The sequence below is a fragment of the Corynebacterium sp. MSK035 genome (assembly GCF_030232615.1).
Lineage (GTDB): Bacteria > Actinomycetota > Actinomycetes > Mycobacteriales > Mycobacteriaceae > Corynebacterium > Corynebacterium jeikeium_D.
Genome location: NZ_JASPJP010000010.1, coordinates 47,815 through 72,044, shown reverse-complemented (window position 1 = coordinate 72,044; position 24,230 = coordinate 47,815). Strand labels below are relative to the sequence as shown.

Below are 24,230 nucleotides of genomic sequence, written 5' to 3'. Positions count from 1 at the left end.
AAATGAACTTTTGAGTATTACTGCTCTATTACTGCACTATGTGTGCCTATTGTTCGCGGATAGCCCCGAGAGTACGCAGATGCTCAACCACCTTGGCCACTGTCTCCGCAGACTCCAACACGTCACCGCATTCTGCGGCAGTGAAACGGTCAACTTCATCCAGCGTAATGTAGGCCAGCGTAATTCCAGGCGACTCCACGTCACGAGTGCTCCGATACACCCCCGCGGTGTCCACCACCAAGCTGGTCCAACTGCCCGCGACGACATCCTTGCCAAAGCGGCGCAGAATGCCACCGCGTACATACGCACGCGTAGACTCCGGTGCGTATTCAACCGCTCGGTCGACTTCTTCCTCGGTCACGAGTGTGCGCATCGAACCGCGGCGCACCAGCGCATGGTACAGCCCACGAGCAGGGTCAATATCCGAGTACTGAATATCAATCAACGCCAACTTCGGGTGGTCCCAGCCCGCGCCCAGGCGGGTACGCAGGCCCTCCATGAGGTTGTATTTCGCCACCCAATCCAGCAGATGGGCTGCCTTGCGGGGGTCGTCGGAAAGCACGTCGAGCACTTCACGCCAGAGCTTGACGACGTCGCCCTGCTGGTCGTAGCTCTCCACGCGACGCAGGTACTCGTACTGCATTTCCACTGCGGACATCCACGTGACATGGTCTGCCAGCTGCAGCTTCTCGGTGCAAGTCAAGTCTCGGGAGACCTTATGGACGGCCTCGACGGGGTTGCGGAGCTGCAGGTCGTCGAAACGCACGCCGTCCTCGATGGCGTCGATGACCAAACCTGTGGTGCCCAGCTTGAGGAAGGTGGCGACCTCGCTCATGTTGGCATCACCGATGATGACGTGCAGGCGGCGGAAGCGATCGGAGTCTGCGTGTGGTTCATCGCGGGTGTTGATGATGCCGCGGTTCAAAGTGGTCTCCAGCGAGACCTCAGTCTCGATGTAGTCCGCGCGCTGCGAAATCTGGAAACCCGACTCCTGCCCCGTCTGCCCCAGACCCACGCGACCAGCGCCCGTGAACACCTGGCGGGTGACGAAAAACGGCGTCAGACCGGCGACGATGTCATCGAACTCGGTTTCTCGGGAGAAAAGGTAGTTCTCGTGGGCACCATACGAGGCGCCCTTGCCATCGACATTGTTGCGGTAGAGCTTCAGCATCGGACCTGGATTGCCCTCAGCATCGGTGGCTTCGGCGGCAAGCTGAGCTGCGCGCAGCATAATCTTGTCACCTGCGCGGTCAGCGATAACCGCCTCGCGGGCGGTTGCCGTCTCCGGTGAGGAGTACTCCGGGTGCGCGTGATCGACGTAGAAACGGGCACCATTTTGCACCAGCAGGTTTGCAGCGCCGACGGCATTCGGGTCAACAATCGGTGGCTGGTGGTAACGGCGCAGGTCGAAACCACGGCTGTCGCGCAGTGGCGACTCTGGTGCGTAATCCCAGCGGATGCGCCCCGACAGGCCCTCCTCCTGCTCATGCGCGAAAGCGAGCACGGCCTGCGTGGAGGTGAGAATTGGGCTGACATCCGGGTTGTCCGGGCTGGAAATGCCGTACTCAATCTCCGTGCCGAAGAAGCGGTTCGACTGTGCAGAACTGGCGGCGGATTTAGCCATGGCGAATCACCTCGACCGAGGCAACGCGCGCCGCTGGACGACCGGAGATGCGAGCCCACTCATCCGGGTTCGAGGTGTTTGGCAGGTCCTCGTTCTGCGCGAACTCCTCCGCCACTGCAGACAGCAGGTGATCCAAGCTAATACCAGCCTCGCCGCCAGCGATAACCGACTTGATGGCGGACTTCTTCGCACGGTCGACGATGTTGGAAATCATCGCGCCGGAGTTGAAATCGCGGTAGTACATAACCTCGCTGGTGCCATCGGCATAGCGAATCCGCACGTACTCGTTTTCTTCCGTCTTGGCGTACATCCGCTCAACAACCTGGTCAATGAGGTGTGCGACATTCTGTTCCACCCCACCGTGTGCCTCCACCTCGGCTGCGTTATACGGCAGCTCTGGAGTCAAGTACTTGCGGAAGATATCCTTCGCCGCAGCCTCATTCGGGCGCTCAATGCGGATTTTCACATCCAAGCGTCCTGGGCGCAGAATTGCCGGGTCAATCATCTCCTCGCGGTTGGTGGCACCAATCACGATGACGTTTTCCAGCCCCTCCACACCGTCAAGTTCACTGAGCAGCTGCGGGACCACTGTGTTTTCCATATCCGAGGAGATACCCGAACCACGAGTGCGGAAAATCGAGTCCATCTCATCGAAGAAGACAATAACCGGCTTGCCATCCTCGGCAATGTCGCGAGCGCGGTCAAAAATCAGGCGAATCTGACGCTCGGTCTCACCCACGAACTTGTTCAGCAGCTCCGGGCCCTTGACATTCAAGAAGTACGATTGCGCCCGCTGCGCCTCCGCCTCGCTCTTGCCTCGGGATAGCGCAATCTTGCGTGCCAACGAATTAGCCACAGCCTTGGCAATCAGCGTCTTACCATTGCCGGGAGGGCCGTAGAGCAGCACACCCTTCGGTGGACGCAGGTTGTACTGCTCAAACAGTTCTGGCTGCAGGAACGGCATCTCCACGGCATCGTGAATCTGCTCAATCTGGCTGTCCAAACCACCGATATCCGTGTAGGTGACATCCGGTACCTCTTCCAGCACCAGGTTTTCCACCTCGGACTTCGGAATGACCTCAAACGCATAGCCCGACTTGCGGTCAATCATCACCGAGTCCCCCGGCTTCGGCGACAAATCCCCCGCCAGAGACACCACGAATTCCTCACCGTGAGTATCCGAGGCCAAAATGCGCTCCCGATCCGGCAGCACCTCACGAACATTGGCGATGTCGCCGCTTTCCGGATAACCGCAGTCCTCCACGATTATCGAGCCCTCATTCAGACGCACCTGCGCACCCGGCCGAAGCGCCCGCTCATTAATCTCCGGCTGCACCCGCAGGCGCATCCGTCGATTTCCGGTAAAAACCTCTGCGGTGCCTTTCTCCGGCCCCGGCTTAAGGAAAATACCGTACGTGCTAGGCGGCTCCAGCATATCCTCCATGTCTTGGCGCAGTAGCTCTAGCTTGTTACGGGAGTCCCGCAACAGCTCAACCAGGCGATTATTACGAATGCCGAGGTTGTAGTTCTTCTGCTCAAGATCACGGATTTTGTCAGACGGCGTTGTCATGTATCCCAGATTACCCATAGGGCCAGATGCCGTTGTTGCTTGGTCGATTTAGACCGTGTGTCGCATCACGCTTTACGACGGCTACACCTCCCAGCGCGAAGCGGCGGGTCTAGAGCTTCTTTTGATTTCGTCGCTGTGGGCGCGGAGGCACCGTGCCGTCGGCAAGCCTGCGTGCCCACACCAGGAATGCGGTATGTGCCTGCATACGGTGCGCCGGGCGGACGGAGAGATCCTGAACATTCCAGTCGCGGACCAGGGATTCCCAGGCGCGTGGTTCGGTGAAGCACTTCTGCGCGCGGATGCCCTCCATGACTTTCATTAGCTGCGGAACAGTGGCGACATAGACCATGAGCACGCCGCCAGGCTGAAGCACCTTCGAAACGGTGTCCAGGCATTCCCATGGAGCGAGCATGTCCAGAATGACTCGGTCGACCGGGCCGCCGAGCGACTCGACGGAGGCCTCGTTGAGATCGCCCAGGCGCAAGTCCCAGTTGTCGGGCTTGTGACCCATGAAGTCGACAACGTTGCGTTCCGCGTGCTCGATGTGGTCCTCGCGGACCTCGTAGGAAATAAGCTGCCCGTCAGCGCCGATGGCGCGGAGCAGGTTGAGGCTGAGCGCGCCGGAGCCAGCGCCGGCCTCCAACACGCGCGCACCTGGGAAGATGTCGCCCTCGACGATGATCTGTGCAGCATCCTTCGGGTAAATCACCGCAGCACCGCGCGGCATGGACAGGACGTAATCGACCAGCAAGTGACGCATGGCCAGGTAGACGGTGCCTTCGCTGGAGGTGACGGTGGTGCCTTCCTTGGCGCCGATGAGGTCGTCGTGGAGGATGGTGCCGCGGTGAGTGAAGAACTTGCCACCCTCCTCGAGGATGACGGTGAAGTGGCGATTCTTCGAGTCAGTCAGCTGGACTCGGTCGCCGACCTGGAATGGTCCGCTCAATGCCATAGGTGTGTGGGCTCCTTTTGGGGTTTGGTTGGGTCGGGTCATGTCGGGTGCAGCCAAATCCGGGCGGTACTCTAACCTGGCTAGTATGCCCGACAATGCCCAAAGTTCTAAGTCAGCAGTTCAGCCTTCCCGCCGCTCTAAGTTGGCGCTGTCGCCGTCGAGAGCTAATGACTACCGCCAGTGCCCGCTGAAGTACCGGTTCCGTGCGATTGACAAGATTCCGGAGCCATCGACTGTCGCGCAGGTCAAGGGCACGTTGGTGCATGCTGTGCTCGAACAGATGCATGCCTGGCCCCGTGAAGAACGCACTTACCCAGCGGCGGTGAAGCGTCTGAAGCCGACCTGGGAGGACATGCGTGCAAAGGACGAGGAACTGATTGAGCTAGTTCCGGAGGATGATTACTACGACTTCCTGGTCGAATGCCGCGGCCTGCTCAAGGGATATTTCATGATGGAAAACCCCATGGGCTTCGATGCTGCCGAGATGGAAAAGTTCGTTCAGCTGGTTATCGATCCGGATGCAGATCAGACTGTGCCGTTGTCGGTGCCACTTCGTGGTTTTATCGACCGCGTCGATATTGCCCCGACCGGTGAGGTCCGGATTGTCGACTACAAGACGGGCAAGAAGCCCTCTCCTCGCTTCCAGGATGAGGCGCTCTTCCAGATGCGGTTTTACGCGCTGGTGTGGTGGCGACTCACCGGTCGTATCCCGGAACAGCTGCGGTTGATGTACCTGAAGGTTGCCGATGACCTGGTGCTCAGCCCCACCTCGGCGGAATTAGAGGCCTTCCAAGCGGAGATTGCCGACTTGTGGTCGGCGATCGTGCGCGACGGTGAAAACGGTGACTTTGTGCCGAAGAAGTCCAAACTCTGCGGATGGTGTTCTTTCCAGGAGCTGTGCCCTGCCTATGGCGGGGTCACCCCGGAGTACCCCGGTTGGCCGGGTGCTGTCGGCGATGGTGGCGCTGAGTAAAAGCTGCGGATGGCGGTGGCTCTCGCGGCGATGTTAGCTTTCGCGGGGTGCCGCCGTCGGCGGTAACGGTGCCAGTAAAAGTTACTGACTAGGTTTATGACAGGTGAATGGACTTAACCGCTTCGATTTTGTCATAAACCTAGTCAGTTTCTCTATGCGGTGTTCTAGGTAGCCCCCCACTACAGCAGTGCGCTGCCGAAGGCGAAACCGAACGCGACGGACAGGGCAATACATAAGGTGCCTGGGATGATGAACGAGTGGTTAAACACGTATTTGCCAATTCGGGTTGTGCCAGTGTCGTCCATCTCCACCGCGGCAAGGAGCGTCGGGTAAGTAGGCAGTACGAATAGCGCGGAAGTCGCTGCGAAGGAAGCAATCGCAGTGATGGGAGAAACTCCCACCGCGAGTGCAGCGGGCATGATGGCCTTTGCCGTGGCCGCCTGCGAGTACAGCAATGCGGCCGCAAAGAATAGCACGATTGCCAGCATCCACGGCATTGTGGTCAGTAGGCTGCCGGACGCGGCCTTAATGTCGTCGATGTAGTGGTTGATAATTGTGGTTCCCAGCCACGCCACACCGAGAACGCAGACGCTGGCGGACATGCCCGATTTGAACACCGGTGTGTTCAAAATGGTTGCCGCGTCCAACTTGCAGGCCAGCACGATAACAGTGGCGGCGGTCAACATGATTGACATGATCGCCTCGTTTCGTGGGAGCGTGGGGTCAGCGATGAGGCCGACCTGTTCGGTGCTGATGGTCGCGTAGACCATCACCGCGAGAATCGAGAGTAGGAAAATCGCCACGGACCACTTGGCCGACTTGGTTGGCACGTATTCGCTCATCTGGCCACGTGGCTTGGAGACTAACCCCTTTTCCAAGCGGCTTTGATACTCCGGATCGTCGTCAAGCTCTTTGCCTAGGTGATTCGTGACAAAGGCGGTCGGAAGGATGGCGAGGAACGTCGAAGGAATGACAATCGCCAGGAGTGTGAGATAACCAACGCCGCGGGGTTCCATGAGCGAAGCCATCAGCACCACAGCCGCTGAAATGGGTGATGCCGTAATCGCCAACTGAGATGCGATGACCGCCACGGACAGCGGGCGGGACGGGCGAACGCCTCCCTCCTTGGATACTTCGGCGATAACTGGGAGGGTGGAAAATGCGGTGTGGCCGGTGCCGGCGAGCAGTGTCATCAGGTAGGTGACAACCGGGGCCCAGTAGGTGATGTGTCGCGGATTCTTGCGCAGCAACCGTTCGGCAATGTGGACGAGATAGTCCATGCCTCCGGCCTTCTGCATAGCGGCAATTGCCGCGATTACCGACATAATGATGCCGATGACATCGAACGGAATGTCGTCTTTGGTGACCGGAACCCCGGTGATGCCCAGCGCCAAAACGCCCAGCCCACCGGCGAACCCGATAGCAATTGAACCAAGACGCGCGCCAAGGAGGATCGCTGTTAGAACGATAGAGATTTGGACGGCAACTAACATGTGTATCTCCGAAAAGTCACTCGTTAGACTTGTTGCCGCTTAGGACAAATCGTCGAGGCGAGACTCCCCTGCCACGTAGCGCTTCCCCCGGTATTCCGGGTGCATGAGGTTCTCGGTGCTCAGGACCTGGTTGAGCTCCTTCTCGTCCATCAGCCCGCGTTCGAGGACAATGTCCCGGACGGAGCGGCCAGTGCGAGCGGCTTCCTTGCCAATCATATCGCCCTCGTGGTGGCCAATGACCGGATTCAGGTAGGTCACGATACCGATGGAGTTTTCCACATAGCCGCGGCAAACTTCCGGGTTAGCGGTGATGCCGGTAATGCACTTGTCGCGCAGAGTGTCGGTAGCACTGCGCAGCAGTTCAATCGACTCGAAGAGGCATGCGCCGATGACAGGCTCCATCACGTTTAGCTGCAACTGGCCAGCCTCGGCTGCCCAGGTCAGGGTCACGTCGTTGCCGAAGACCTTGAAGCAGGCCTGGTTCGCGACCTCTGGGATTACCGGGTTAACCTTTGCCGGCATAATCGAAGACCCAGCGGCGCGCTCCGGCAGGTTGATTTCATTCAGTCCGGCTCGTGGACCCGATGCCAGCAGGCGCAGGTCGTTGCACATCTTGGAAATCTTCATGGCCGCGCGCTTCAGGGATGCATGCACGCTGACGTAGGCGCCGGTATCGCTGGTGGCTTCGATTAGGTCCTTCGCAGAGGTCACCTTAAAGCCACTGACCTCACGCAGCGCCTGGGTCACGGCCTCGCGGTAGCCTGCCGGCGCATTTACACCGGTACCGATAGCGGTTGCTCCCAGGTTGATTTGCAGCAGGCGTGCCGACGCAGTTGCGATGGACTCCTGCTCTTCCTCAAGGTTGTGGGCAAATGCGTGGAAAGCCTGTCCCAGGGTCATTGGAACGGCATCCTGCAGCTGCGTGCGCCCCATTGTGATGATGTCGTTGAATTCATCACCCTTGGCGTGTAGAGCCTCAACCAGGGAGTCGAAGTGCTTCTGCAGGCTCAGCAGCGACATGTGGATGGCAAGACGGAAACCTGTTGGGTAGGCATCGTTGGTTGACTGGCACTGGTTGACATCATCGTTGGGGTGAATGACGTCGTATCGGCCCTTTTCCAGGCCGAGCAGTTCTAGAGCGAGGTTAGCGATGACCTCGTTGGTGTTCATGTTGAGACTGGTGCCAGCTCCACCCTGGAAGACATCGATTGGAAACTGATCCATGCAGCGTCCCTTTTCCAGGATTTCATCACATGCGGCGACGATGATGTCTGCAACATCGCTGGGCAGCGTGTGGACGCGCTGGTTGGCAATGGCCGTGGCCTTCTTCACCATCACCATGCCACGAATGAATTCGGGCACGTCGTTGATGGTCTTGGCTGAGATTTGGTAGTTGTCGATTGCGCGCAGGGTGTGGATGCCGTAGTAAGCCTCTGCCGGGACCTCCATAGAGCCAAGCAGGTCGACCTCGGTACGTGTTGCGGACATGTGGAAGCAATCCCTTCTAGCCTTTTAGCAGACCTAGTAGACGCAGCCTTGTGGGCCACATTTAGTGGCGATGATTGGTTACACCGCCAAAACTACAGTGCTGGCGTATGTGCCGCATGTACAGGCATAAAGTTACTGCTTCGGTCCGGCTAACGCCGTGCGCACTCTTAGTGTCAATATTACTACCTACGCTAGCGTAGGTAAAGGGTGGATTCAGCTAGGAAGCTCCCACTGGATAGCGTGTAAGGTTCGCGTGACTTAAATACGCGCGATACGGATATTCGAAGCCAAGATCGCCTCGGCACCAATCTTTGCCAGTGCGTCCATGAGCGGGTTGGCCTCTGCCTTCGGAACTAGCGCGCGAACTGCTACCCAATCCTCGTTAGCCAGCGGCGACACGGTCGGGCCGGACAGCCCCGGGGTGAGCTTGGATGCCTCTTCCAGCGCGGACGCACGGATGTTGTAGTCAATCATCAAGTACGTCTTGGCATGCAGAATGCCGGTCATGCGACGCAGGAACACCTGCTGCTCCTCGGTGACCTCTACACCCTTGCGTCCGACAACAACTGCCTCAGAGCTGACCAAAACATCGCCGAATGGCTTCAATCCCTGCTTGCGCAGGGTGCGACCGGTGGAGACAACATCGGCGATAACGTCGGCAACTCCCAAGCGGATGGAAATCTCCACTGCACCATCAAGGCGAATGACGGTGGCGTTAATGCCACGAGCCTTCAGATCCTCGCGCACCAGATTCGGGTACGAGGTGGCAATGCGCTTGCCCTCCAGAGCTTCTACGGTCCACTCCTCATCGGCCGGAGCGGCGTAGCGGAAGGTCGAGGCGCCGAAGCCCAGATTCAGAACCTCATCGACCGGAGCCAGCGAGTCAGCGGCCAGGTCGCGGCCGGTGATGCCCAAATCCAGATGGCCGTTGCCAACGTAGATAGGAATATCCTTCGGGCGGAGGAAGAAAAACTCAATGTCGTTGGCTTCGTCGTGGATGGTCAGGCTCTTGGAGTCGCCTCGACCCGGGTAGCCAGCTTCCTTCAGGATTTCGACTGCCGCCTCGGACAGCGATCCCTTGTTGGGCACGGCAATACGCAGCATGGTGTTGATTTCTCCTACAGGTACTTGTAAACATCCTCGGGGCTCAGCCCGCGACCGACCATGACCACCTGCAGCCAGTACAACAGCTGCGAAATCTCCTCTGCGAGGGCTTCGTCAGATTCGTGCTCAGCTGCAAGCCAGACCTCACCGGCCTCTTCGACAATTTTCTTGCCCTGGAAATGCACACCAGCGTCCAGCGCCTTGACTGTGCCCGATCCCTCGGGGCGCGACTGTGCTTTTTCCTTCAGCTCTGCAAACAGGTCATCAAAGTTCTTCACCCGGTCTATTGTTCCATGTCGTCTACTCGCCCGCGAAAGCAGCCCGCAATAAGCCCAAATTCGAGGTATCCAAATTGCCCGAAATGAAGCGCGCCGGGGGTACTAACGTCCCCACATCAGCCTGCGAAACGCTCACATCCGGCATTGGATTCCACACCACCGTGCATCCCGCAGCGAGTGCAGAGCGCACCCCCGTTGAGGAATCTTCGATAGCCAGGCAGTCCTCTGGCGCAAATCCGGCTAGCTCTGCGCCACGCAAGTACGGATCCGGTGCCGGTTTGCCATTGGCCACCTCATCGCTACACACTGTTGCGGCGAAGTGCTGCTCCCCCATGACATCAATGCAGGGTTGCGCCACGTGCCGACGGGTATTGGTCACCAACACCACCGGAATGTCACCAGCTCGGGCCTGGTCCAAAATCTCCGGCACACCCGGGCGCCACTCCACCCCATGTTCTAGAACCAATTCTGTGAAGCGACCTTCGACGAATTGGGAGCCCGAGGCAAACAGCTCGTCGTCAAGCGTGCGTCCCGCATGATCAGCACAAATCGACAGCGTGTCCCAGAGCGTGTTGCCGACGCACTGCATGCGCAACTCCGGAGTCAGGCGACGGCCTACGAATTCCGAGAGGTCGTACGTGGCAATCTCCCACAGAGGTTCCGTGTTGATGAGGCTGCCGTCCATGTCCCACAAAATTGCTTTCACACCATGCGACTATGCCAGGCAATCAAGCATTTAGCGATTATGTCAGCAAAACCGTCGGATGAAGGTTTAGAGTTTCAGGAAGGAAAGTATGTTGCGGTGCTGCATGAAACCACCGCATGAACGTGTTCCGCGTGAATGAAAGGCATCGACTCGCTATGACAACCACTGAAGATTCGCTCGCCCAGGCTATCGACCAACCCGAGGCATACTTCATTCCGCTAGGGACGGTCACCGAAGGCGAGCTCAGCTACGAGCGCTTCATGCCCACTAGCTTCACTTATGGGGCGTGGGGGCCGTTTCAGCACGGTGCGCCGCCGTCGGCGCTGCTGACGCGCATGTTGGAGCGCCGCCGTCTGGAAAGCGAGGGGATGCGTATTACTCGCATCGCCGTGGATCTGTTGTCGGCTGTACCGTACACGGAGCTCCGCGCGCGCTCATGGGTCTCGCGCCCGGGGCGGCAAATCGCCAAGGTCGAAGCCGAATTGCTTGCCGACGTCAAGGGTGCCTGGCGGCCAGTTGCCACGGCGTCCGCATGGATGATGGCCACTGCGGATACGCGGGATATTGAGCGTGCATTCGACAAGCAGGTGCCCGGGCCCGAGGAATGCAGCGCCGAGTACATTCCGCTTACCGACGATTGGAGTGGCGGCTACATCGAATCAATTGAAGCCCGCGCCGGCGCGACGGAAGAGCTGGCCGAGACGCAAATTCACTGGGTTCGCGCGCAGTACCCAATCGTGCTCGGGGAGGAGCCGACTGCGGTGGAGCGAGTCATGCAGGTAGCTGATACCGCCAACGGTATCGGGGCCACGCTGAGCCCGCACCAGTGGGCGTTTATGAATACCGACTTAGTGGTTCACCTGCACCGACTCCCCCAGCTCGGCGCCTCGGAGAAGTCGGCGGAATCGGAGTTGCAGTCGGAAGACGGCGGCTGGGTGGGCATCGCCGCCCGCGGTTCCATTGGGCCGGACGGAATCGGCATGACCGCGGGCGAGCTCTACGATGTGCACGGCCCCATCGGCCGCAGCATGCAGACCTTGCTGGTGCGACCGCAGGGATAACGCGAAGCTACACGTTAAAGTACTTCGCTTCCGGGTGGTAGAGCACGAACGCATCGGTGGACTGCTCTGGGTGCAGCTGGAGCTCCTCAGAGAGCTCCACGCCGATGCGCTCCGGCTGCAGCAGGTCAATCATGCCCTGACGGAAGGTCAGATCCGGGCAGGAACCATAGCCGAAGGAGTAACGAGCGCCACGGTACTTCAGGTCAAAGAAGTCCTGGGTATCGTCGGAGTCTTCCGCGCCAACACTTGTGCCGTCGGAGAACGCGAGCTCGGAGCGAATGCGCTGGTGCCAGTACTCGGCCAGCGCCTCGGTGAGCTGCACGCCGATACCGTGAACCTCCAGGTAGTCGCGGTATTCGTTCTTGGCGTAAATATCGTTGGCGAAGTCAGCGATGGGCTGTCCCATGGTCACCAGCTGGAACGGCATGACGTCGGACTGTCCTGCGGCGATGGCATCTTCGCGCGAGCGAATGAAGTCAGCAATGCATAGGAAGCGACCACGCTGCTGGCGCGGGAAGGTCCAGGACACCACTGGCTCTGCCGCGGGGTCGGGCTGCTCCCCTTCCGCAGGTAGCGGCAGTACGTGTACGGTATCGCCCTCAGAAACTGCTGGGAAGTAGCCATAGACGACAGCCGCATGCTGGAGGATGTTCTCGGCGCGCAGGCGCTGCAGCCATGCGCGCAGGCGTGGACGACCATCGGATTCGACCAGTTCCTCGTAACTCGGTCCCTCGTCGCCGCGGGTGCCGCGCAGACCCCACTGCCCCATGAACAGAGCGCGTTCGTCGAGGGTGGTCAGGTAGTCGTCGAGGGGCAGGCCCTTGACAATGCGGGTTCCCCAGAACGGCGGTGTCGCAACGGGGACATCAGCGGCGACATCGGAACGCTCCGGCACCTCGGGGGCTTCAGCAGCAGCCTTGGCGGCGCGCTGCGCGGCGATGCGCTTGGAGCGCTCACGGCGGGCGCGGCGAGCTTCCTTCTTCTCGCGGGCAGCAATGGCCTCTGGCGAATTCTCGTCTGGGCCGAGGCCCTTCTTAGCTGCCATCAGCTCGTCCATGATGCGCAGTCCTTCGAAGGCATCCCTGCCGTAGTAGACATCGCCGTGGTAGAGCTCGGACAGGTCGTCTTCCACGTAGCTACGCGTCAGCGCGGCGCCGCCGAGCAGTACTGGGAAGCGGGTGGCATCGCCGGCGGAGTTGATCTCCAGCAGGTTGTCCTTCATCACCACAGTGGACTTCACCAGCAGGCCGGACATGCCGATGGCGTCGACATCCAGTTCCTTGGCGGCGGACAGAATCGTAGCGATCGGCTGCTTAATGCCCAGGTTATGCACGGTGTAGCCGTTGTTGGAGAGAATAATCTCCACCAGGTTCTTGCCGATGTCGTGGACATCGCCCTTCACCGTGGCCAGCACAATCGAACCCTTGGAGCCCGTGGCATCCTCGGCATCCATAAAGCCCTCGAGGTAGCCCACCGCGGCCTTCATCGTCTCGGCCGACTGCAGCACGAATGGCAGCTGCATCTGGCCGGAACCGAACAGGTCACCAACGGTCTGCATGCCACGCAGCAGGTCCTCGTTAACAATCGCCAGCGGTTCCTTTTCCTTCATGCCCTCATCGAGGTCAGCCTCGATACCCGTGCGCTCACCGTCGATGATGCGCTGCGCCAGGCGGTCGAACAGCGGCATGGCGGCAAGCTTTTCGGCCCGGGCGTCCTTCGCGTCAGCGGCGGAGACTCCTTCAAAGAGCTCCATGAATACCTGCAGTGGGTCGTACTCCCCGTCGGGGTGTCCCGCTTCACGACGGCGGTCGTACACCATATCGAGAGCGACTTCGCGCTGCTTGTTGTCAATCTTGTTCATCGGCAAGATCTTGGAGCTGTGGGCAATGGCGGAGTCCAGGCCGGCCTCGATGCACTCGTTGAGGAACACCGAGTTGAGTACCTGGCGAGCCGCCGGGTTCAGACCGAAGGAAATGTTGGACAGACCGAGCGTGGTGTGCACGTTCGGGTGGCGACGCTTAAGTTCGCGGATGGCTTCGATGGTTTCGATGCCGTCGCGGCGAGTTTCCTCCTGGCCAGTGGAAATCGGGAAAGTCAGACAGTCGACAATAATGTCCTGCTCGCGCAGTCCCCACGTGCCGGTGATGTCGGCGATGAGACGCTCGGCGATCTCAATCTTCTTGTCCTTTGTACGCGCCTGACCTTCTTCGTCGATAGTCAAAGCGACCACGGCAGCACCGTGCTCAACAACCTGGCGCATAATGCGCTGGTAACGCGAGTCCGGGCCATCGCCGTCTTCAAAGTTCACAGAGTTGACCGCGCAGCGACCACCGAGGTGCTCCAGGCCAGTCTTCAAAACCTCCGGTTCCGTGGAGTCCAGCATGACCGGCAACGTCACCGAGGTGGCGATCTGCGATGCCAGGGTTGCCATGTCATCGCGACCGTCGCGCCCCACGTAGTCCACACACAGGTCAATCATGTGTGCGCCATCGGTGACCTGACCGCGGGCGGTGTTAAGGCACTTCTCCCAATCGCCGGCCAGCATAGCCTCGCGGAAAGCCTTGGAACCGTTGGCGTTGGTGCGCTCACCAATCATGGTGATGCCGGTTGTCTGCGTCAGCGGGGCTGCCGAGTACAGAGAAGCGACCTCATCGATTGGCTTTGCATCCGGATCCGTCGATGGGCGTGCTGCCTGAACAGCAGGGCCCTGCTCAGCGTAAGCGCCTGCACCGGTAATAGCATCGCGAACAGCGGAAACATGCTCCGGTGTGGTACCACAGCAGCCACCGACCATCGCCAGGCCAAACTCTTCAACAAAGCCGCGCAGCGCTGTGGCCAGCTCTGGGGCGGTCAGCGGGTAGGTCGCACCGTTCTTACCCAGCACTGGCAGACCCGCATTCGGCATTACCGATACCGGAATGGAGGCGAAGTTGGACAGGTAGCGTAGGTGCTCGCTCATCTCGTCCGGGCCGGTCGCACAGTTTAGGCCAATCATGTCGATACCCAGCGGCTGCAGCGCTGCCAGGGCTGCACCAATCTCCGAGCCCATCAGCATGGTGCCTGTGGTCTCGACAGTCACGTGGACGACAATCGGAATCTTTTTGTCAGCCTGTCGCATGGCGGCCTTGACGCCATTGACTGCTGCCTTGACCTGCAGCAAGTCTTGACAGGTCTCAATCAAAAACGCATCCGCGCCACCGGAAATCATGCCGAGTCCGGCCTCCGTGTAAGCGTCGCGAAGCTGAGCGTACGGAGCGTGCCCCAAAGACGGCAGCTTCGTGCCCGGGCCCAGCGAACCGAGGACAAAGCGTCGCATACCCTCGCGCCCCGGCCCCATTTCGTCAGCGACCTTGCGGGCGATTGCGGTGCCCTTGTGCGCTAGCTCCTGGATACGGTCTTCAATGTCGTAATCCGCGAGGTTCGGGAAGTTGCAGCCGAAGGTATTGGTTTCCACCAGGTCGGCGCCGGCCTCGAAATAACGCCGGTGAATCGTCTCGATGATGTCGGGACGAGTGTCATTGAGAATCTCATTACAGCCCTCGTAGCCGAGGAAGTCCGCGTCAACGTCGAGGTCAAAAGACTGCAGCTGGGTACCCATGGCGCCATCGCCAATGAGTACACGGCTGTGCAGTGCGGTGAGGAACTCGGAAGAGTGGCGATCAGTCATGAATAGACACCTTAGTCTACTTTCATAACCGCGCCGTTAATCGGGCTGGTTATTCCATCTCAAAGTAGCTTTCCGCCTTCACCGCAGGCAGGTCCAAACCGACAGCCTTCGTTGCGGAATTGATAATCGCGAGAATCTCGTCGAGCTCCTCATCAAAAATCGAGCCACCGTGCTCATGCTCAATCGCAGCCACGCGCTGTAGGCAGTTCTCTACCGCCTGCGTTGCGGCTTCTTCTCGCTTATCGACGGCCAGTTCCGCCGCCTGATCAATACCAGCGGCGGCCTCACGGAGGGCTTCCCCGACCTGGTCGGCTACCGATTCGTCAAAAAGTGGCTCCCAGAACTCGCGTTCCTCGGGCTGCAGGTAGCTGCCGGTGGCAAACATGCGCAAATCGGCAACTAGCTTATCGATGTTCTCTTGCGTTACTTCGACAGCAGACAGATCTGAGTTGCTCATGCTCAAATTTTAACGCCAAGCAGCGCGTCCAGCGCGGCGGCAACGAATTCTCCGGCACCCGCTGCGCCGGTTACTGTGCCAGCATCTGCCTTGTTGCTGGTATCCGAGGACCACTCCGCAGCCCAGGCATCGATAGCGGCCAGAGCAGCCGGCGTATCCAGGTCATTGGCCAGGCTTGCGCGCACATCGGCAACCAGTGCCGCTGCTGCGCTCACAGCCTTCTCATCGGTGGCAGTCTTTGTAGTTGCGCAAGCCGCACGCCAGGCCTCGTGACGTGCCTTGGCCGCCTCCAGCACCTCGTCCGACCAATCGCGATCAGAGCGGTAATGGCTGGCGAAGACGCCAATGCGAATAGCACTCGGGTCGACGCCGGCGGCCACCAGCTTGGAGACAAACACCAGGTTGCCCAGCGACTTGGACATCTTCACGCCGTCGAGCGCAATCATGCCAGCGTGAACATAATGGCGCGCCATACGTGCACAGCCAGTAGCGGCTTCAGCGTGAGCCGCCGAGAACTCGTGGTGCGGGAACGCGAGATCCGAGCCACCGCCCTGAATGTCGAAGCTCTTACCCAGGCGGTTGGTGGCAATCGCCGAGCACTCAATGTGCCAACCCGGCCGGCCCGCACCAAAAGGAGCCTCCCAGCTTGGCTCCCCGGGGCGAGCGGCACGCCACACCAGCGCGTCCAGTGGGTCCTCCTTGCCCGGGCGATCCGGGTCGCCACCGCGCTCCGCAAAGAACTCCGCCATCTGCTCTGCCGAGTAATTGGACTCGTAACCAAAGTTCTCAGTGGCACTCTTGCGGAAGTACACATCCGGGTACTCGTCATCGGTGAGCTGGTAGGCCGAGCCATTCTCCAGCAGCTTCTCGACCATTTCCACGACCTCGCCCACGGACTCAATGGCGCCGATGTAGTCGCGCGGTGGAATCACCGACAGGTTTTCCATATCCGAGCGAAACAAATCAATCTGCGAGGTGCCCAGCTCGCGCCAGTCCACCCCATCGCGCTCCGCACGTTCGAACAACGGGTCATCGACATCGGTGATGTTCTGCACGTAATGCACCGAGTGTCCATTATCCAGCAGCTGACGGTAAATCAGATCAAAGGTGAGGTAGGTTGCTGCGTGCCCCAGGTGCGTGGCGTCATAGGGTGTGATGCCACACACGTACATGGTCGCCTCCGGTCCCGCTTCCACCTGGGAGACCTTCTGATCCGCGGTGTCGTAGAGGCGTAGGGGTACCGATGTTGAGCTTTCGTCGTCAAGCGAATGCGCCTTACCTGTATTGCTGGCGCGGTTGAACACATCGAAACGCGCATCGCCGAGACTGGGAACCTGTGGTTGGGGCCACGAATGCATTAAATACTCACTACCTCACTAAACAGCGTTGATCGTGCCGAAGCCGAGCAACACCATAACAATCAAACCGACCGGGATGCGGTACGCGGCGAACCAAGCGAAGGAGTGGTTCGACACGAACTTCAGCAGCCATGCAATAGACGCATAGCCGACGACGAAGGCAATCAGCGTACCGATGGCCAATTGCGCACCACTAGCGGCCTGTCCCGCCGCAGGGTCAAACGCGTCTGGAAGCGAAAAAATTCCAGCAGCGAAAACAGCGGGGATAGCCAGCAGGAAGGAAAAGCGCGTTGCAACCTCTCGGTCCAAGTGCAAGAACAGGCCGGCAGACACCGTACCGCCCGAGCGCGACACACCCGGAATGAGCGCCAGGCACTGCGCGAAACCCATGACGATGGCATCTCGCATGGTCAGCTCTTCATAGTTGCGCTCACGACGGCCGAACTTCTCTGCGGCGATAAAGACAAAGGAGAAAAGCACCAACACAGCGGCTGTAATCCAGAGATTGCGCAGGTTATCGCGGATGAGGTCCTTCCCCAGCACACCGATGATGGCAATCGGCAGCGTACCGACAATCACCATCCAACCCATGCGGTAGTTGAAACCGCGGGCTTCCTTATTGAACAGACCGGCAAACCAGCCAGTGAGGATCTGCCAGATGTCCTTGGCGAAGAACACCAACACAGCCAATTCGGTGCCAAGCTGCACCACAGCGGTGAAGGATGCACCGGCGTCCTGGCCCCACAGCAGCTCGGAGACAATCCGAAGGTGCCCCGAGGAACTCACCGGGAGAAATTCCGTCAGACCTTGCACTACGGACAGGATGATCGTCTGGGCCCAGGTCATACCGGTGCCGGCGGTATCGGCAGCGGTATCCGCTGAGGCGCTTAGTGTCGTCATGATAGTCACGGCTGTATAGGCTACTCGTCCGGTTTGTGTTGTGGCTATAGCGAGGTTTCGGTGCGGCGATAGCGAGACCTCTCCCGCGGAACTTTTCCCGCGACCGCACACGGGTGTCCTAAAGTAAAAATCGTGCAACAACGAATTCTGGGCAACAGCGGTTTACGCGTCTCCGCCTTGGGGCTGGGTACGGCCACCTGGGGTGCGGGTACCAGGCAAGACGAGGCCGGACGCATCCTGACGGACTTCCTCGACGCCGGAGGCAACCTTGTCGACGCTTCCCCACTCCACGGCGGCGACACTGTTGCCGACATGCTGGGTGCGGTCATCGCAAAGCGCGGCGTTGCCGACGAATTGGTGCTCTCGGTCGCATCTGGCATACACCCCGAGCGGCCCGTCGGCAGGCGCGTGGACTGCTCGCGTAAGACACTGCAAAAGGACCTCGACGAAACGCTCGGACGCCTCGGCGTCGAACACATTGACCTGTGGTCGCCCGGCTACTGGGATGGGCTGACCCCACCGGAAGAGGTCGCCGATACCCTGGAATGGGCTGTGCGCACGGGGAAAGTACGTTACGCCGGAGTGCGTGGATACAGCGGTTGGCAGGCAGCGGTGACGCATGCCGCCGCGGATCGAATCGCTCCGGTGTTCGCACAGCATGAGTACTCGCTGCTCCAGCGAAGCCCTGAGGCAGAACTGCTGCCCGCCTGTGAGCATTTGGGGCTCGGCTTTATCGGTGGCGCCCCACTGGCCCAAGGTGTTTTGACCGCCAAATACCAGCACATCATCCCCGAAGACTCCCGCGCTGCTTCCGAACACGCCGACGCAGAGGTACAGGACTATCTCGACACACGCGGCGTCACGGTTGCAGGCGCGCTGACCACCGCAGCCAAGGGGCTCGGCGTCAGTGCTGCCGTCGCAGCGATTTCCTGGGCACGCGATCGGCCGGGCGTCACCTCGATTCTCGTTGGCGCTCGAGACCGCGCTCAGCTACGCGAAAACCTCACCTCCGAACAACTCACGCTGCCACCGCAGATTTGCAACGCGCTTGACGACGTCACGCTGTAATCAGTAACGGCAGTCTTCTAAAGACTTATAAGGCACAACGAATGCGAGAACCTCCCACGGCTGGAGGCGTCCACAAAGTAATCAGGCCGGGGTGGTAGTTTCTATAGCGTGAGTGAAAACAGTCGTCGACGTGTCATAACCTCCCTTCTAGCGGGGCTTTCCGCTAGCGCAGTGGTCCTGGCAGGGTGCTCCTCCGATGTGGAAGGAGACATCGATGCCGGAATGGGCAACGCCACGCCAGTGCCGGCCGCTTCACCCGCTGCTCCCGATACTGCTATCGGTAGAGCCAAGAAGATTGATGAGGACGTTACCGATGCCGTGTTGGTCGGCGACCGAGTTGTCCTGAAGGCCGGGGACAAGATCTTTGCCGGTCCGCTGAATAACCCAATTGAGCGATCAATGAAGCTGGACGCGAAGTGTGGTGAGCTCGCGCCGGGCGGCCCTAACGCTCTGCTGCCGTGTGAAGATGGCATCCACGTCATTACTGACCAGGCTACGGAAACGGCCGTTGTCGGCCGTGGCACCAACTACTCCGCCGCAGTTGGCCTGGAAGGCGGCCGCATCATCGGTGCCCATGCGGATAGCAATGTCGTCGATGTGTTCGGCGCTGATGGCGAGTTGGCCAGTGACTTCAAGGCTGCCAATAACGGGTCGCAGCTCGTTGAGATTCCCAAAGCGGACAATGACGCGGACGTCAAGCTGTTAGAGGTCAACCGTCCGGAGACTTCGGTGCATGAGCTCAAGCTCGATGAGTCCCGCGCTGGCTCTGCGCTGCGTGCGGGCATCGGCGTCGGCAAGGTAGCTTCCGGTGATCATGTCATTGCTGCCGCAGACACCAAGGGCAACCAGCTTCTTATTTACACTGCCACTGACGTCATTCGCCTCCACCAGGCAGCTCCGGCCCCGGAGGCTCCGTGGGCGGTAGCGGTCGATGAATCGCGCGGAATTGTCTGGGTGACTTCGACGAAGGTGAACAAGCTGACTGGCTACGACATCAGCTCGGGTACCCCAGTCAAGGTCGCGGACATCAACACGGTTGCAGATCCACAGTCGATTGTTGCCACCGAGGATGGCCAGATTGGCGTCTTCTCGGCTACCGGTGACGGGGCCCAGATTTTTGACTCCGCGGACGTCGATAAGGCAATTGCTGATTTCAAGCAGGATGCAGAGAAGATCCGTGAGGAGATGTCGGTTCGGGAACCAGCCGATAAACTACCGACCGGTGCAGGTGACACCAAGGGAGCAGACGACTCCGAGGGAGAGACTAAGTAGATGCCTTCGAAACTTCGCGCCAAGTCTTATCAACTCGCGCTAAAGGCAATGTTCCAGGTTCCACCGGAGCAGATTCACGAGGCCATCTCGAAGACCCTGAAGGGGCTGCAGAAGTCGGAGAGTCTACAGCGGGCGGTGAGCAAGCTACTCGTTGTTGACGATGCTGTGCTGCGTCAAACCGTGTTCGGTGTGGACTTCCCGCGTCCGCTGGGGCTCGCCGCGGGCTTCGACAAGGCTGCTATTGCCCCGGATTGCTGGGGGCCAATTGGTTTTGGCTACGCGGAACTGGGAACCGTGACTGCCAAGCCGCAGCCGGGCAACGATCGCCCGCGTCTGTTCCGTCTGAAGGAAGACCGCGCCATTTTGAACCGCATGGGTTTCAACAACCCCGGCGCCGCTGCTGTAGCGGAGAACTTGCGGGCGCGTCGCAGTGACGACGTCATCGGTATCAACATTGGTAAGACAAAGGTGACTCCGCTGGAAGAGGCCGTCGATGACTATCGAGAATCGGCTAGCCAGCTCGGCGGCTTGGCGGACTACGTTGTTGTTAACGTCTCCTCACCGAACACGCCGCGTCTGCGCGACCTTCAGGCAGTGGAGTCACTGCGCCCGATTCTGGCAGCGGTGACTGAGGAGACCGACTCGCCGGTGCTGGTCAAGATTGCTCCTGATCTCTCCGACGATGATGTCATCGCAGTTGCTGACTTGGCGGTTGACCTTGGGCTGGCAGGCATTGTGGCTACCAACACCACCATTTCTCGCGAGGGCCTGCGTACGCCCGCGGATGAGGTCGCGGAGATGGGGGCCGGTGGAGTCTCGGGTGCTCCTGTGGCAGCTCGGTCACTAGAGGTGCTGAAGCTGCTGCACGAGCGCGTCGGAGACAAACTAGTTCTCATCAGCGTCGGCGGCATTGAAACTGCTGAGCAGGCGTGGGAGCGGATTGCCAACGGCGCTTCCCTACTGCAGGGCTACACACCGTTGATTTATGGCGGTCCGGACTGGATTCGTGACATTCACCAAGGGTTGGCTCGCCAGATTCGAGCTCAGGGATTCTACTCCATTTCGGAGGCAGTCGGCTGTGGTCTGCCGTGGCGTGGTTAACTGCTGAAAGCCGTTGAGGCTTCCTAACCCAATAAACACGTGACCCCGGGGCCAGCTGCCATGAAGGCGCTGGCCCCGGGTTTTCTGTATGAGTAGCGCGCCCGGTCGGTAGTTGCCCGTGTGGGCGTCGTATCCTTACTCCCCGACGTTCTCCCACCACGGCGTGATGATGGCACGCGCAATCGAGTGGAAGTACAGATTGAAGCCAAGCACGGTCGGCGTCGCATCTCCCGGAACTTCAAGCTTCTCCACGTCGACCGCGTGCACCGCATACATGTAACGGTGTGGGGCATGCTGCGCCGGTGGGTTAGCTCCGTAGTGACCACGCATGCCCGAGTCGCCGACAAGCTGGATAGCGCCTTCTGGCAGCTTAGAGCCGTCTTCGGAGCCAGCTCCCTGTGGCAGACCCTTTTCGGTCGCTGGAATGTTGAAGACAGCCCAGTGCCAGAAGCCCGAAGCGGTCGGAGCATCCGGATCGAAGCAGGTCACGGCAATGGACTTAGTGCCCTCCGGCAGATTTGCCCAATCCAGTTGTGGGGAAACATTCGACGGAGCGCGGAATTCATCCGCAATCTTCTCGCCGTCCTTGATATCTGGCGAGGACAGCTCGAAGGTTGGCAAATCCTTCAGCGGTGCGTACGGATCTGGTCCCGGGAAAACCGGAGCATTTGCGGTGTCGTTGGAATTCGTAGTCATAACTACCAGTGTGCCTACTTTATGAGCGCGCTGCAGGGACTTCACAAGACTCCCTATCTGCAGGGCCTGATTCTCAGTGCGAATCCAAGGCGGATGCGGGGCTAACACCGCTGATGTAATTACACCCAGGTTTGGCGCGCTAATACCCTGCTGACCTGCCAATTTGTGTTTCATTATGTAGTCGGGATACAGTATCACAGGTCAGCACGGAAGTGCTTCCTACCCGGTCCGGGTGGCGGAATGGCAGACGCGCTAGCTTGAGGTGCTAGTGCCCTATTAACGGGCGTGGGGGTTCAAGTCCCCCTCCGGACACAAGATAAATCCCGAGAAACTGCAATTAGTGCAGCTCTCGGGATTTTTGCTTTGTCTGTCGGACCAATGGGACTGCCCTATTGCAGCGCCGAGGTCAAGCGGAAAACAGAGTCCAGGTAGCGCTGGCGAAGGGGCCTGTCATTCCATTCCTCCTGGGTGAGCAGGAAAGATTTGTCACGGTACTCGTCGGCAAGCGTGATCAGTTTGTCCACGATGGAACCGGCGGCGGAAAGAAGCGTGATCTCGTAATTGAGGCCGAACGAGCGCATATCCAGATTGGAGGAGCCGAACATGGCCATGCGGTCGTCGATAACCATGAACTTGGAGTGCAGGACCGCAGGCGCCGGATAGCGGTAAATCTTCACACCAGCGGTTAGCAGTGCCTGGTAGTAGGACTGCTGCGCGTGGCCGACCATGAACTGATCGGACTCTTCGTTGACGTAGAGCTGGACGTCGATGCCTCCATATGCGGCAGAGGTCAGCGCCATGAGCATGGATTCGTCGGGGACGAAGTACGGGCTGACGGCGATAATCCGCTCGTGTGCCTGGTAAATCATGTTATTGAAGACGCGCAGGTTCGGCTCCGTGCTGAAGCCCGGACCCGACGGCAGCACCTGGACAACGTTGTAGTTGTCGTTGACTTCGGTGTTGTGGAGTGAATAGTCCCTGGTGGCGTCTGGGGTCTTGTATAGCTCGCTGGTCCAATCAACCGCGAAAATTGCGTCGAAGGCCAGCGCAATATCGCCCTCGAGTTCAATCCAGGTGTCCACCCATCGGCGGCCGATCTTATGGTTCTTTTTCTTCTGATATTCGGGCTCAATCAAATTCTGCGAACCCATGAATACAATGTCGCCATCAATAACTACGAGCTTGCGGTGATTACGCAGATCCAGGCGGCGCCAGGTGAGCTTCAGCAAGCTCACGGGCAGCATTGGGTGCCAGGAGATTTGGGACTGGTCCAGGCGCTTTTTCAACTTGTAGTAGCCGGGGTACTTCCACGAACCAATTGGATCGACCAGTACCTTGACCTCTAGTCCCCTGTCTTGCGCGCGCTCGAGAGCCTGTATGAAAGGCTCCGTGCTGTCATCCAGTGCAAAGATGTAGGACTGCACGTGGATAGATTTCTGAGCCGCATCGATGGTCTCAATCATGCGGTCAATGGAGGCATTGAATTCGGTGAAAAGTCCCTTTTCTGCGCTGGCAATTGCCGGCATTCCCGTGAGCTGACGCGAGAGCTTGAATACGTTGACAACATCATCTTCTATCTCGGCATCATCCGGTACGTCGGGAAGATGCTCGGTACGTTCCGCAATGAGCTCCTGCGCCAGTGCCTGTACCTCGTGCCTACGGCCCGTGATTTGCTGCGAGCCCAGGAAGAGGAACAGAGGTAGGCCGATAAATGGAATCAGCAGAATCAGTAGCAGCCACGCCGTCGAAGCCGATGGGCTTCGGTTTTCCGGCACCCACCCAATCGCGATGAACTTAATCGTGTAGTCGAGTGCGAAAAATAGTACTTGCCACCACGTTAAGTCCTCCACCAGCCACGGGAAGGTGCCCATCAACCAATCCATGCAGATGATATTACTGAAGGAATTTTCAGTACTTTTGGTCGCTGCCCCTTAGGTGCACTCTTCCCCTTTTCGTGACAGCCTATTGTGACATCTGAAATTGAATACTGGTATCAATACGTAGTAATGTTCAACTTATTGAACATAGTAAGCGTTTGGCATGTCGACTTCGAAAGGACTAACCCCTCCAAATGACTGAGAAGGCTCCTACGAGCACCGAGCTCGACGTTGCCACTAGCGTACTGAAGTTGATGGCAGACAAGACGCGTCTCTCCATCCTGTCGCTCCTTCGTGACGGGGAGATGACCGTCACCGCGATCGCTAGTACGCTCGATCGCCCCGTCCCCGCGATTTCTCAGCACCTGGCGAAGTTGCGCATGGCCAATATGGTGCAGACTCGCAAGGAGGGCACGTCTAGCTTCTACTCTCAGCCCGACGAGCACCTCACCAACCTCGTGGTCAACGCTCTCCACTTCGCCGAACACACGCTCTACAGCGATCCGCCCCATCACCGCGGTCAGTAGGCGCACACGGATACGCTCGCTTTACTCGCTTTACTCGCTTTACGACGAAAATCCCGCA

At 59.2% G+C, this 24,230-nt stretch carries 20 protein-coding genes and 1 tRNA gene; 7 read left to right on the top strand and 14 right to left on the bottom strand.

Annotated features, from left to right (window positions below; translation table 11 throughout):
* Window positions 1-46: 46 nt before the first annotated feature.
* From dop to QP978_RS07605, 3 genes are all read right to left on the bottom strand, one after another.
* Complete coding sequence (dop, locus tag QP978_RS07615; protein WP_049170549.1) at window positions 47-1,624, bottom strand: depupylase/deamidase Dop; 1,578 nt, start codon at window positions 1,622-1,624, stop codon at window positions 47-49.
* Entirely contained in the window at window positions 1,617-3,194 is a 1,578-nt protein-coding gene (arc, locus tag QP978_RS07610) for a proteasome ATPase (protein ID WP_239272035.1), read from the bottom strand. The genes dop and arc overlap by 8 nt, the downstream gene beginning before the upstream one ends.
* A gap of 109 nt (window positions 3,195-3,303) precedes the next feature.
* Window positions 3,304-4,146 carry a tRNA (adenine-N1)-methyltransferase gene (locus QP978_RS07605; RefSeq protein ID WP_049170556.1) on the bottom strand — a complete coding sequence of 281 codons (843 nt, stop codon included), beginning with the start codon at window positions 4,144-4,146 and terminating at the stop codon, window positions 3,304-3,306.
* Between the two features lie 85 nt (window positions 4,147-4,231).
* Between QP978_RS07605 and QP978_RS07600 the strand changes: the two genes are divergently transcribed.
* A complete protein-coding gene (locus QP978_RS07600; protein ID WP_070567070.1) occupies window positions 4,232-5,119 on the top strand; it encodes a RecB family exonuclease in 888 nt (295 codons plus the stop codon).
* Between the two features lie 179 nt (window positions 5,120-5,298).
* On the opposite strand, the gene QP978_RS07595 is transcribed toward QP978_RS07600, so the two are convergent.
* The 5 genes from QP978_RS07595 to QP978_RS07575 form a co-directional block, all read right to left on the bottom strand.
* Window positions 5,299-6,612, bottom strand: a complete 1,314-nt coding sequence (locus tag QP978_RS07595; protein WP_049193514.1) for an anaerobic C4-dicarboxylate transporter — start codon at window positions 6,610-6,612, stop codon at window positions 5,299-5,301.
* A gap of 39 nt (window positions 6,613-6,651) precedes the next feature.
* Window positions 6,652-8,100 (bottom strand): aspartate ammonia-lyase, encoded by a 1,449-nt coding sequence (aspA, locus tag QP978_RS07590; protein ID WP_016422793.1) that lies wholly within the window; start codon window positions 8,098-8,100, stop codon window positions 6,652-6,654.
* Between the two features lie 258 nt (window positions 8,101-8,358).
* Window positions 8,359-9,204, bottom strand: coding sequence for an ATP phosphoribosyltransferase (gene hisG / locus QP978_RS07585; RefSeq protein WP_016422792.1), 846 nt, complete (start codon window positions 9,202-9,204; stop codon window positions 8,359-8,361).
* 14 nt (window positions 9,205-9,218) lie between these two features.
* On the bottom strand, window positions 9,219-9,482 hold the full coding sequence (locus QP978_RS07580; protein ID WP_005510825.1) for a phosphoribosyl-ATP diphosphatase: 264 nt from the start codon (window positions 9,480-9,482) through the stop codon (window positions 9,219-9,221).
* 22 nt (window positions 9,483-9,504) lie between these two features.
* Window positions 9,505-10,188 carry an HAD family hydrolase gene (locus QP978_RS07575; protein WP_080971467.1) on the bottom strand — a complete coding sequence of 228 codons (684 nt, stop codon included), beginning with the start codon at window positions 10,186-10,188 and terminating at the stop codon, window positions 9,505-9,507.
* 155 nt (window positions 10,189-10,343) lie between these two features.
* Here QP978_RS07575 and QP978_RS07570 point away from each other — a divergent pair, with 155 nt between their 5' ends.
* Window positions 10,344-11,249 (top strand): thioesterase family protein, encoded by a 906-nt coding sequence (locus QP978_RS07570; protein ID WP_016422790.1) that lies wholly within the window; start codon window positions 10,344-10,346, stop codon window positions 11,247-11,249.
* A 7-nt stretch (window positions 11,250-11,256) separates the two neighbouring features.
* On the opposite strand, the gene metH is transcribed toward QP978_RS07570, so the two are convergent.
* Genes metH through QP978_RS07550 form a run of 4 tightly spaced genes read right to left on the bottom strand, consistent with a single transcriptional unit; the run spans window position 11,257 to window position 17,631 of the window.
* A complete protein-coding gene (metH, locus tag QP978_RS07565; protein ID WP_187401165.1) occupies window positions 11,257-14,916 on the bottom strand; it encodes a methionine synthase in 3,660 nt (1,219 codons plus the stop codon).
* Between the two features lie 49 nt (window positions 14,917-14,965).
* A complete protein-coding gene (locus tag QP978_RS07560) occupies window positions 14,966-15,373 on the bottom strand; it encodes a hypothetical protein (RefSeq protein WP_016422788.1) in 408 nt (135 codons plus the stop codon).
* A gap of 2 nt (window positions 15,374-15,375) precedes the next feature.
* Window positions 15,376-16,731 carry a cysteine--1-D-myo-inosityl 2-amino-2-deoxy-alpha-D-glucopyranoside ligase gene (mshC, locus tag QP978_RS07555; RefSeq protein ID WP_070604591.1) on the bottom strand — a complete coding sequence of 452 codons (1,356 nt, stop codon included), beginning with the start codon at window positions 16,729-16,731 and terminating at the stop codon, window positions 15,376-15,378.
* Between the two features lie 18 nt (window positions 16,732-16,749).
* Window positions 16,750-17,631 (bottom strand): undecaprenyl-diphosphate phosphatase, encoded by an 882-nt coding sequence (locus QP978_RS07550; RefSeq protein ID WP_040361409.1) that lies wholly within the window; start codon window positions 17,629-17,631, stop codon window positions 16,750-16,752.
* 132 nt (window positions 17,632-17,763) lie between these two features.
* On the opposite strand from QP978_RS07550, the gene QP978_RS07545 reads away from it, so the two are divergent.
* The 3 genes from QP978_RS07545 to QP978_RS07535 all read left to right on the top strand — a co-directional run bounded on the left by QP978_RS07545 (window position 17,764) and on the right by QP978_RS07535 (window position 21,072).
* Complete coding sequence (locus QP978_RS07545; protein WP_070429711.1) at window positions 17,764-18,699, top strand: aldo/keto reductase; 936 nt, start codon at window positions 17,764-17,766, stop codon at window positions 18,697-18,699.
* Window positions 18,700-18,807: 108 nt separating this feature from the next.
* On the top strand, window positions 18,808-19,971 hold the full coding sequence (locus QP978_RS07540) for a hypothetical protein (RefSeq protein WP_187401166.1): 1,164 nt from the start codon (window positions 18,808-18,810) through the stop codon (window positions 19,969-19,971).
* Entirely contained in the window at window positions 19,972-21,072 is a 1,101-nt protein-coding gene (locus QP978_RS07535; protein WP_049193506.1) for a quinone-dependent dihydroorotate dehydrogenase, read from the top strand.
* A 135-nt stretch (window positions 21,073-21,207) separates the two neighbouring features.
* Here the strand turns inward: QP978_RS07535 and QP978_RS07530 are convergent, their stop codons facing one another.
* Complete coding sequence (locus QP978_RS07530) at window positions 21,208-21,768, bottom strand: YbhB/YbcL family Raf kinase inhibitor-like protein (protein WP_049193504.1); 561 nt, start codon at window positions 21,766-21,768, stop codon at window positions 21,208-21,210.
* Between the two features lie 226 nt (window positions 21,769-21,994).
* On the opposite strand from QP978_RS07530, the gene QP978_RS07525 reads away from it, so the two are divergent.
* Window positions 21,995-22,080 (top strand) — tRNA-Leu (locus QP978_RS07525).
* A gap of 77 nt (window positions 22,081-22,157) precedes the next feature.
* Here QP978_RS07525 and cls read toward each other — a convergent pair.
* Window positions 22,158-23,651: a cardiolipin synthase gene (gene cls, locus QP978_RS07520; protein ID WP_042388706.1), complete on the bottom strand. Its 1,494-nt coding sequence runs from the start codon at window positions 23,649-23,651 to the stop codon at window positions 22,158-22,160.
* A gap of 188 nt (window positions 23,652-23,839) precedes the next feature.
* Between cls and QP978_RS07515 the strand changes: the two genes are divergently transcribed.
* Window positions 23,840-24,172, top strand: a complete 333-nt coding sequence (locus QP978_RS07515; RefSeq protein WP_016422780.1) for an ArsR/SmtB family transcription factor — start codon at window positions 23,840-23,842, stop codon at window positions 24,170-24,172.
* The last annotated feature ends 58 nt before the right edge of the window (window positions 24,173-24,230 follow it).